This is a genomic window from Vibrio sp. 1731, from assembly GCF_033339955.1.
Classification (GTDB): Bacteria; Pseudomonadota; Gammaproteobacteria; order Enterobacterales; family Vibrionaceae; genus Vibrio; species Vibrio alginolyticus.
On record NZ_JAWOVO010000046.1, the window covers coordinates 1 to 10,227 of the forward strand.

Annotated in this window: 9 protein-coding genes and 2 tRNA genes; 2 read left to right on the forward strand and 9 right to left on the reverse strand. The window is 40.1% G+C overall.

Features of this window, described 5'->3' with window-relative positions; all coding sequences use genetic code 11:
- Window positions 1–233: 233 nt before the first annotated feature.
- From R7035_RS24590 to R7035_RS24620, 7 genes are all read right to left on the reverse strand, one after another.
- On the reverse strand, window positions 234–935 hold the full coding sequence (locus tag R7035_RS24590; protein ID WP_169643992.1) for a response regulator transcription factor: 702 nt from the start codon (window positions 933–935) through the stop codon (window positions 234–236).
- A 107-nt stretch (window positions 936–1,042) separates the two neighbouring features.
- Complete coding sequence (locus R7035_RS24595; RefSeq protein ID WP_169643994.1) at window positions 1,043–1,924, reverse strand: hypothetical protein; 882 nt, start codon at window positions 1,922–1,924, stop codon at window positions 1,043–1,045.
- Window positions 1,914–4,298, reverse strand: coding sequence for a fimbria/pilus outer membrane usher protein (locus R7035_RS24600; RefSeq protein WP_169644015.1), 2,385 nt, complete (start codon window positions 4,296–4,298; stop codon window positions 1,914–1,916). The genes R7035_RS24595 and R7035_RS24600 overlap by 11 nt, the downstream gene beginning before the upstream one ends.
- A 91-nt stretch (window positions 4,299–4,389) precedes the next feature.
- On the reverse strand, window positions 4,390–5,085 hold the full coding sequence (locus R7035_RS24605) for a fimbria/pilus periplasmic chaperone (protein ID WP_169643996.1): 696 nt from the start codon (window positions 5,083–5,085) through the stop codon (window positions 4,390–4,392).
- 2 nt (window positions 5,086–5,087) lie between these two features.
- A complete protein-coding gene (locus tag R7035_RS24610) occupies window positions 5,088–5,795 on the reverse strand; it encodes a molecular chaperone (RefSeq protein WP_169643998.1) in 708 nt (235 codons plus the stop codon).
- Between the two features lie 75 nt (window positions 5,796–5,870).
- Window positions 5,871–6,371 (reverse strand): hypothetical protein, encoded by a 501-nt coding sequence (locus R7035_RS24615; protein WP_169644000.1) that lies wholly within the window; start codon window positions 6,369–6,371, stop codon window positions 5,871–5,873.
- 77 nt (window positions 6,372–6,448) lie between these two features.
- Window positions 6,449–6,955 (reverse strand): hypothetical protein, encoded by a 507-nt coding sequence (locus R7035_RS24620; protein WP_225492135.1) that lies wholly within the window; start codon window positions 6,953–6,955, stop codon window positions 6,449–6,451.
- A gap of 481 nt (window positions 6,956–7,436) precedes the next feature.
- Here R7035_RS24620 and R7035_RS24625 point away from each other — a divergent pair.
- Window positions 7,437–7,523, forward strand: a tRNA-Leu gene (locus R7035_RS24625).
- A 36-nt stretch (window positions 7,524–7,559) separates the two neighbouring features.
- Window positions 7,560–7,633, forward strand: a tRNA-Cys gene (locus R7035_RS24630).
- A 5-nt stretch (window positions 7,634–7,638) separates the two neighbouring features.
- Here the strand turns inward: R7035_RS24630 and R7035_RS24635 are convergent.
- Window positions 7,639–8,631, reverse strand: coding sequence for an LLM class flavin-dependent oxidoreductase (locus R7035_RS24635; protein WP_262651318.1), 993 nt, complete (start codon window positions 8,629–8,631; stop codon window positions 7,639–7,641).
- Window positions 8,632–8,866: 235 nt separating this feature from the next.
- Window positions 8,867–9,907 (reverse strand): GGDEF domain-containing protein, encoded by a 1,041-nt coding sequence (locus R7035_RS24640; protein ID WP_225455651.1) that lies wholly within the window; start codon window positions 9,905–9,907, stop codon window positions 8,867–8,869.
- Between the last annotated feature and the right edge of the window lie 320 nt (window positions 9,908–10,227).

Sequence of the window (10,227 nt, forward strand, 5' to 3'; positions counted from 1 at the left end):
AACCACGGTTTATTAAGGCTTTGTTGTACTGCGTCCAGTTAGTTGTTTTGTAACGAGGTTTAGGCATGAGGCTACGATGATTAATGGGTGTAGCCGATCAGATCGTAGCTTCTTGATTTAGTTCCATCGATTTAAGCAACAAAGCCAGCTCGCGGGTGAATAGTTACTATCAAAGAACTGATAGATGAATTAGATGTTTTCACCGTGAATTTAGTTTGCAAGCAATGAAAAGGTTAGTGATGATACTGGGTAAATAAAATTTTATCATAAATAAAGCTTGCCTTTTGAATGGCTTCCTTACGGTTATTTACTTTTAATTTTTTATATATGTTGTAAACATGTGTTTTAACGGTACATTCAGCGATAAATAAATCTTCAGATATCTCACGATTGGATGCGCCTTTGATGACAAGTTTAAATATTTGAATCTCTCTCTTGGTTAAATGAGTCTGTTTCGCTTGCAGCTGTAGTGCATAAGGACGAATGTCGGTTATCATCTCTGTCATTACTTTTCTTGGCAGCCACAGATCACCATCAATTACGCTTTTTAAACAACGCGTAAAGTGCTCTATAGGTGCATCCTGGTAGATAATCCCTTTCAAATCTATGAGATACATTAATTGTGTTTCTGCTACTATCATTTCTCCAATTTCTTTAGGAAAATCATAAATTATCCATTTATTGGATAATACCTGTGATAACGTTACTTGGATATCGATAACCTTTTCTAAGGTTAGATAACTAATAAGAACGAGATCAGAGCTGATGGTCTTAGTAGATTTATTAATTTCTTGTAAGCATTTTCTTTCAAAAGAAAAATAGCCACTTTTGTTTATTTCTTGTATTATAAATTGGTTGCTAATCCCGTCATCGCCTATCAAAAGTATATGCTTTATAGCCCGATTACAATTATGTTCTTGTTCTACATAACTCATAGTTATAATTTCCGTTTTTTATTGTGCTCACTTATAGATTAGTCAATTCTAGGTAACAACGCGGAAGTTTGCCAATGTGGTATTCATATTTTGATATATGTATCGCTTTATGGCTGTTGGGATAAATTAGGTTCGATTGATATCTGCAATGTGTCTTCGTATTGACCTCCAGGTTTTTCTTCTGCGTTACCAATAACAAAGATCAGAGGAATAGGTTGACCAGTCGTAGCAGCGTGACGTGGGATACGTACACTAAATTGTGTAAGATTGACGTAGTCGTTGTCGAAGATAATTTGATAGGGAATATCCCACTTGGGTTCATGTGATTCGTGGCGTAATGCACCATGATTTGATGACTCCAAAACAACCGCATAGGCAGAGTTACTTTGAACCCATAGGTTAGGCGATGAATTGATTACTTTGTTTGAGTGTAACGTTCCTAAGTCAAGGTCATAATGTGGTTGTGATAATCCGTAAAAATGAATTTTCGCTGCTGGTGGTACATCCACAGTGACAGGAAGCAAAGTAGGACTTATTTCTATTTTGCCGTCTATTTGTGCATATGACGTAGCAACTTCTAATACGCCTCGATAGATCCCTGACGTTAACCATTGTTTAGCGGGAAAGCGCATTTGTACGGTTGCAGCAGGTTGGTTCTCGGTCAAAGTAAAGCGCCATTGATTAGCTATTGTGTTACCTGATTGCCCACTCCACTCGAAAAAGAGCGAATCTTGACGGCTACTTTTCAATGATTTACTTGTATCGTCAAGCTGTAAAACTAAGTTCAGTTTGCAGCCCTCACCAATAATATTTGCACTCACACGATAGGTATTGGTTGTTGCAAAACTGCTGTTATTGAAGACATCGTATTTTGCTTGTGTTGATACTGGTTGGATAGACAGAGAGTTAGCTTCACAAGCCCAAACAGAAGGTATATTAGCCAATGGTAGCAAGAACAACGCGCTCCGCTTTAGTTGTTTAATCGACATATAACTCTCCTAATCTGATCAAGGTGTCACTTCGTTCACTAAGATTAATAACTACTGACTCTTGTTCTTTAGTGTCAAGAACGAGTTTGTATTGCCCCGGTTTTAATCCAGAAATCGCAAAAACACCACTACGGTTTGTAAAGAATTCAATTGGTTGTTGCTGTGTTTTACCAAGGTACTGCGCAAAGCCCGCAACAAGTGAAATAGGGCTGTTACTTTGACGATCGAACAGTTTACCAATGACGGTTAATACCGCATCAGAACCAATTTGCAGTTGGAATCCTTTTTTATAGCCAGGTTTAACCCAAAAAGCGCCTTCTCCGAGATCGTAACCGGGTGGTAAGTTTTCCACGTCGTATCCGATCACTTGGCTGCTATAGGCCACAAGGTCAGGAACCAACGCAGAAGAGTCTTCATAGAGATAGACGCGTGCTTGCTTACCGTCTCGGGTAGGGTCGATGGCAATGTCGTTCTCTGCAAGGCTTTCATGTTTATTAATGATGGCAAACGCTTCTCTAACGGGTCTTCCTATTGTCACTGATGACCCTGCAAATGCCACCGCACTACTAAGCTTAAGATCGGTGCTATGATTTCTCGTATTATCACTGATGCTCTCAAGGCGAGAGGTGTGACTCGCGCTTAATTCATAGCGGTTTGCCGTATAGTTAACCCCAAGATTAACATCCGCGTCAGTCTCTTTGTTATTAATGGCACTGGCAAATGCAGAAACGCCGCCAGTGCTTCCAATATTATTTTGATAACTATAATCTAAGGCACTTTCATTGAGTTCTGTTGAATAACGACCAACGACACGTGTTTGTTTGCTGAGTGGCCAACTTAAGGTGAGAGTCGTGCTAATGTCATCGCTCCCCCTCTCGTTATTCTTATAATTAACACGAGCGCTCCACGTGGCGGGTGTATCGAATAATCTTGCAGATAGGCTGGGGCTTACAATCCAATAGTCGTTTTTTTTATCAACGCCAGCTCGATAATTTAGAGTAACAGCCGCGCGTAATGAACGTGAAAGATAGATGGATCCAAAAGCACTAGCATAATGAGTCGTTAAATTAATATCACTGCTTGATGCTTCATATGCCGATATTCCACTGAAGCTATTGCTTAAATATTCATAACTGAGGCTTAACTGTGGCTCTAGTGAGTTTGATTTAGAAAATTCGGCATCGAATGCTACTTTATAAGCGTCACCGCGACCATAAATCGGATGATCACTGTGTGAAGCGTTTAATTCAGTAATGCCTAGTTTAGAAGCGAAAAGTGCGCTAGCACCATATTGGTATAGGTTTTCACGCACTTGAGAATTAACTCCTAAGGTTAACCAAGGTGAGACACCAACATCGAGATAACCGTGAAAAATACGTTCATCCGTGAGGTATTCTAATTGTTTATTTTGGATTTCTGATGGAACGCCATACATGATACTGTATTCGAATTCGCCACTGTTTAATAAATCATTACCGGTCGCAATCGAAAATTCAATGCGTTCTTCATTTCCTGAACGATCAGTAATAACGAGCTCAATATCATTGTTTCCTTGTGCTAGTGGAATATCACTGAGATTATAACTGCCCGCACCAAGGGTTAATCTTTGTACAGGGATGCCATCGATATACACATCGACATTAGACGTGCGCTGGAGTGTGAATGATTGACTTGCACGAGGGCGTACATTTTTGGTGGGTATAAGAGTGAAGTCACGCGTCACGCCAACTCCCAAAATGTCTGTTCCATCTTGAAAAGCTTGACCACTGTTGTACATATCGCCTATTACTACTCGAGTACCTTGTTGGGGGTAATCGATATTAAGGCGTGTGCCTTCTCTAATGTAGCTTGAACCGGTTAGAGAACCATTTTCTATAAAGGATTCATATTCAAAATTAAGCATGCTTAGATTGAATGCTGAGTCGAATCGACTGCGATATAGGCTTTCTCGAGCAGAGTCTTCGTCGACAAATTGACTTTCATTGGCGGAAAGCGACACATTCACATAGCCACTCAAAAGGCTTGGCTTCGCATAATTATATAAATTTCCCGCTTCGCTCATAGATAAATTCTGTGTCAGGCTGGACTGTGGTGGGATTGTCAAGACACATTCTAATGAAGCAAAATCAAAGGTTAAACTTACCCCTGTTTGTGCGAAGTGCTGTTGAGACAATATGTCATCACCACTGGATTCTTTAAGCGCATTTATTACCTCTTGTGTCACAACTGACGTTAGGAGAGACAGGGTGTCCTCTTTGGGTAATAAAATTTGGTTGTCTGCCGTAATGGTGATGTCTGCTTCACCTAATATAGTATCACTGACCCTTAGTAAAGAGGTGAGTTTAATATCTCGGCCAGTTGGATTAAGCACCATTTCTTGGCTGTGGGCAGCAGAATTTATTATGAATAGAACCAAGCAGCACATGAAAGTGGGCGTAACCAACGTGCGCATGATCTTAAAAATGTCAGTTTTCATAACCATGATATATGCCAACGGGTAATTGAATCGAAGAAGAATGTACAGTAATAGTAGAATGAGGCGGAACAAACTGCTCACCCAGCGCCTTATGCACGGTCTGATTAATATCATCAGGAAGGTTGTCGAACCTGAGTAATGAAGTGAAGGTAAATCGATTCCCGGTGTTAGTGAGCGTTAAACTACCATGTTCACCAATATGTAACTTTATGTCCGGTTGAAGAGAAGACGAGTGAACGTGTAACAGTGCATTGTAGTGGATCTGTAGATTAATCCCAGTAGACAAACCATTCACCTTTTCAACTTGAGTACTGCTTCGATTTATATCGGCGGTGCTAAAGCGGATAAAGTAACTTTGCGACATTTCGAGAGGCACTTTACTTAGCCATTGTATTCTAAATGTTTGACGCTTTCCGGGCGCGAGCATTGCTGCGGGCGGAAACACCAAAATGTCTTCATTTGGTGAGCTAGACGTAGACGTTTCAAACGTACCATTAGGCGCAAATGTCAAACGTCGAACGTTGGCTTCAAGTGCGAGCGTTTTGGTTGAGTTGTTGGAAACTACCAACTGCGAAGTTAGTTGATGATCCGTATTTAGCTCAATGACCGTGGGGGAGAGTGTAATTCCAAACGCTTGAGTATATATAAAGCACACTATCACTCCGGCTAATAAACGCCATTGCATCGTTACTCCTCCTGTTCAATATCAATTGATAGTGTACGAATGTTGAAGTTCTCGAGTGGCAACATTTCAAAAGAACGTTTGGAGTGGGGCAATACTAACGTCCCTGAGATACGTTGTGAAATTTCATTTCCTTTTAAATAAGTAGATTGAGTGCCATCGGATACTTTCCACGTCGTGTTGGTTAATCGTCCGTAACTGTTGCCGCTATTCAGCACATCTAGAACCCAATTGTCTTTGTCGTTTTGTTTTATACTTGTGACGGAAAACTGGGGCGAGGTGTTTTGCGGACGAACATTGATGAGCGTGTTGAATCGAAGAAGTAAACTCACTTGGCCTTGATTGCTGCTGGCTCGTTCCACTTTAACTTGTTTAACCGCAACCCGATACGCTTTAGATTCAGTGATGGATGGATCGCCTAAGTAACGAATCATAACTGATTGTGCCCGGCCTGGTTCTATAATGGCAGTGACGGGTATGACCAATAATTCTTCATCCGCAGGCACAATGGTCTCGTTACCATATTCATCCATGGTCATGAAATAGGGTTGTAGTTCTACCGTCAATGGCACAGTAGAGGTATTCTCCACCCGCATCGTCATTTGAGCACGTTTCCCTAATGGTGCCATCTCGGCAGACATCGGTTCTACTTTAAAAGCATGTGCGAACATACACGTAAACGACAAAAAGAAAAATGTGAACCAACGAATCATAGCAGTGAGCTCCATCAAAAAAATCTTACATGACAATAAAGGAGGAGGCGAAATACGCCCCCTCATTCTGTACGTTTAGTTTGAGGTGATATTCACAGTTAATGTGTCAGAGTAGCCACCAGCCCAAGGAGATGTCTCGGTAGTAACAATGTCAATTGATGCACCTACACCAGTAGCCAAATTGCCTGAACCACCATAAGATTGAGAAGCTGAAACATCGTTTAGACCAGGGCCACCCGGTGCGTTCAATGTAAAGGATGCTAAACCGCCAGCAGGGTTAAATGTTGCGTCATATTTTAGAGCAAAGTCTTCATTATCATCCGACTCCAAACCACCTTCCGCACTGGTCATGGTAACGGTCGCACCATCTGCATCATTACATTTCAATTCCAGACCACCTACACTAACGCTTTGAATTGTTGAGACGTTACCAAAGTCAATTAACTGTGTGGCAAGGCCAGTCACTTCACAAACAGGTGATACATAACCAACTAACTGAACGTCACCTGGAGCGGCGTAAGCGTTAGCACCAAAAATAGCGGTTACAGCAGCTGCACAGAGTGTTAGCTTTTTCATAAGAAATTCCTTTCACTTTTGATTGTTGGCTCAATTACGGCTGAGCGTATATTGCTCTGCAGTTATTTGCAGAGTTCCTACTTTGTTACGCTATGAATTGAAGGGTATACTTCAATTTCAATAACGTCATGATAATAACCCGCATAAAGCAAGTTATTTTCGAGCGTTACCCTAAGTACTCCTCGTTGAGTAAAAGGAATAACACCAGAGCTGTCTATCATTGCGGGCGAAAGCAATTGTCTACTAAGTCGACTTTCATTTAATCGAAGCTCATCGACTTGCAACGATAATTCGTAATTTTCAATTAATTCAACGCCCTGATGTTCATATTTAAGGCCACCATATTGAGAATTGATGGTGATCCCCAAAGGGCGATTGCAATATAGTGAGAAGGGCAATGATTGCGTCTTCTGCTCAGAAAAGGTCATCACATTGCCTGATAAAAAAGTAATCTCACAACGATCTTTAATTTGACCTGCTAACCCCATGGTCAAGGTGTTCGCACGGACATAGAAAGGGATCGATAGGCTCATAACCGTTAGCGTTATCACGAATCTACGAAGAGTAAAAAATATTTTAGTCATTTACTCGCCCCTATCTGTTCAATTGCATTCGTTGTTTAACAATTCAAACTATAGAAAGCACAGACTTTGGCATAGTAGTAAAAAAAGTTGATTATTAATGGAGAGTAGGAGAAATAGTATGAGTTTAGTTAAAAGAAATGAGCCCATTTGTTTGCAATAGGTTGATATAAAATGAGTTGTATTTATTGAGGTTAAAAGTTAGCGAATAAAGAATATTTTACTTATTGTAAATGTCTGATTTATAAACTAGCAGAAGTATGCGTTTACGATATGTTTTCAGGCAACGAATTGCTAGTACAAAAAGGGGATAGGAATCGACATTTCTGGTATTAATTTATACAAATAGGTGGATTTATCTCCAGTCAGTTGATAAATAGAATATTTTTTGTTGACCAGATAAATTAATCCGTTAAAGTACGCCTCGTTCTCACGGCAAAGGCCGCTGAGACAGATGGTGTCTAACCCATCGCATGATTGCGTTGCCCTGGTGGTGGAATTGGTAGACACAAGGGATTTAAAATCCCTCGGCGTTCGCGCTGTGCCGGTTCAAGTCCGGCCCGGGGCACCATCAAAATCTTTGGTGACAGAGATACAAAATCAGAAAGGCGCCTTGGCAGAGTGGCTATGCAGCGGATTGCAAATCCGTGGACCTCGGTTCGACTCCGGGAGGCGCCTCCATTCTTTTACTTGTCCATGAGTTCCGATAGTAACCTGTAGGATCTCAACTTCTCAGATTGTTCAAACACCATCGTGCTTACCATAATTTCATCTGCCCCAGTGCGTTCCAAAAGTTTCTCAATTTTCTGTCTTACATATGTTTGATCACCATGGATAGATTCACGTAATTGAGTTTCAACGTGAAGCTTTTCCTGTGCTGACCATAGTGGTGCCATACTTTTCACTGGTGCGCGAAGTTTTTCGCGATTGCCGCGAATCATTTTTAAGAATTTTTGCTTCTCTGTTGTCGCGAGAAAATCTGCATGTGACTGAGTATCCGCTACGATAACGTTGGCACAAATCATCACATAGGGTTGAGCTAAATGCTCGGATGGGACAAACTCATCTCGATAAAAGTTTAGAGCACGAGACATTGCATCTGGAGCAAAGTGTGCAGCAAATGCGAAAGGTAAGCCTCTCTTAGCTGCTAAACGTGCGCTGTATGTACTCGACCCCAGAAGCCAAATCGGCAGAGATGTGTTGTTACCTGGATAAGCCGCGACTGGTTGATTTCGAGATACGGGACCAAGAAAGAAATTAAGCTCCTCCAACAGCTCTTCAAAGTCAGGATCCATATGCTCTGGTTCCCGCCTTAATGCATGCATTGTTTGGTAGTCGGTGCCTGGTGCGCGTCCTAATCCGAGGTCAATACGACCAGGGTATAATGCCTCTAACGTTCCGAATTGCTCTGCAATAACTAGTGGTGCATGGTTAGGTAACATGATTCCACCTGATCCTAAACGGATCGAGTTCGTGTGCGCTCCAATATGACTGAGTAATACACTGGTTGCGGCACTGGCGATGTCGGGCATGTTATGGTGTTCAGCCATCCAAAATCGATGATAGCCCCAGGACTCGATTGATTGAGCTAATTCAACGGAGCGTTCGAACGTTTCGGTGAAGTTTGTTCCGTCGGACACGGGTGCCAAATCCAGAACAGATAAACGAGGAAAAGACATAGGATAGTTATAGCCTGTTAATGAATCTTAACTATCATATGGTGGTGAAAGTTGACGTTTAAAAGGGGAGGATTAACCATTCACAATGGATTATTTTTCTTCAATGCCTGGAGAGCGTTTAGCTTACGAGTTTAGCTTTTGCTATGTGATAAAAGCGGCTTTATTACTGTAAGTGGCCACAGTGGTCGATGTCGTTGAATATTCGCATGTAGAACGTTTCCACAGCTACTTTAGATTAAAACATAGGCCTCTTTAACAGCGAACTGCTGTTGTCGACAATAGTGAACGAGCTAGCTTTAGAACGTTTTGACTGATACATAGACTTGTCTGCCGCTGTTAATAATTCATGTACATTCGACCCATGCTCAGGATAGAGTGCAATACCAATGCTAGCTCCGACGCATAACTCTTTACCTTTAAAATGAATTACTTTTTCTATTTCTTGGATATAGCGTAGTGCACATGCAGACAGAGACGTACCTGTTGTGTGTGAACGATGAATAATAATAAATTCATCTCCACCAAAGCGGCCTACCATGTCTGATTCGTCGATAATACTTGATAATCTACTAGCTACAGATTTTAACACTGCATCACCTGCCTCATGGCCATGGCTATCGTTAATATCCTTAAATAAATTTAAATCTATAAAAAACAAACTAAAACTATTCTCACTGCCTCTGAAATTACGCGTAAGCTGGATCAAATGTTTTTCTATTGCTCGACGATTGTAGATATTAGTTAAGGAGTCGTGCTCAGACAAAAATACCAAACTTTCTTTTTGACGATTTAGAACTGAAGTTTGATTCTCTACTTCTTCTTTAAGTTTTGATTTTGATATTGTTGTGTGGTTTAACAATGCCGCCATTTTATTGAAGTAACAAGACAGATTTTCAAATTCCGTGAATTGATTTTCTGAAGGGATTTTATAGTCAAAATTTGACCTGCTTAATTGTTTTATTCCATTTATAAACCTTTGAAAGCTTCTCTTGAACTTTATTTTTATATAAAAGCATAATAGCATAACAACCAGAGAGATAAAAATAATACCTGCTTGAGTGTAATAATTTAAATTTTGTAGTTTTGTAGACTTATTATTAAGTATTTTTTTATAAATATATATTATTTCATTATTCATATCCTGGGATACAATGTTTATTCTGGATTGTATGACAGGATTTGATTTATTATAATTTACGACTGAATCATAATGGCGATCTTTGTCTAGTAAATGATTATTTTCGTATTGAACTAAAAAATACAGTTCGAGATTCATTTTTTTTAGGTCTTTAGTAAGGTATAAAACATCTTCATTTTGAGATAATAATTCGTTTAATTTGTTATGAGAAATCATGAATTGTGTGAAATTGTTTTTTCCCCTATTTTGAGTGTAAGCCCAAAGATAACTACTTAATGACTCTAATGATATTTGTATGTCCATTATTTGGTTTAATTGTTTCTTGGCTTTATAATCTTCTATTTTTATGAAGCTTATGTATACTATAACGCTGATACATAGTACTGAGGGATCCCCTCATAATTTCCCCAAAGCACAACCATGTTTGAATAGATTTTGAGCAAGCAGGGTTGCAGCCG